The organism is Streptococcus suis (genome assembly GCF_002960445.1).
Lineage (GTDB): Bacteria > Bacillota > Bacilli > Lactobacillales > Streptococcaceae > Streptococcus > Streptococcus hyiners.
The window spans coordinates 1-292 of record NZ_POJD01000420.1; the positions used below are offsets into that span (position 1 = coordinate 1).

Sequence of the window (292 nt, forward strand, 5' to 3'; positions counted from 1 at the left end):
AGCCTGCAATAAAAGCAGCCTGAGGAACAGTCAAGTCTTTCGCTGGTTTACCAAAAATTCCCTGAGCCGCAGCTTCTACCCCTGCAATATTTCGTCCCTGATTATTTCGACCAAATGGAGAAACATTTAAGTAAATGGTTAAAATCTCTTCCTTGGTCATATTCCGCTCTAATGCCAAAGCCGAAACAATCTCATTAGCCTTACGCGTAAAGGTTGGAGCATCTCCGACAAGTTGCTGTTTTATCAATTGCTGCGTCAAGGTTGAACCACCGCTAGATGAACCTAGACCAAC

At 43.8% G+C, this 292-nt stretch carries 1 protein-coding gene; it reads right to left on the bottom strand.

What is annotated here, in order from left to right; all coding sequences use genetic code 11:
• The coding region (locus C1G53_RS12350; protein WP_161941438.1) for a transglycosylase domain-containing protein at positions 1–292 on the bottom strand (292 nt) is incomplete at both ends.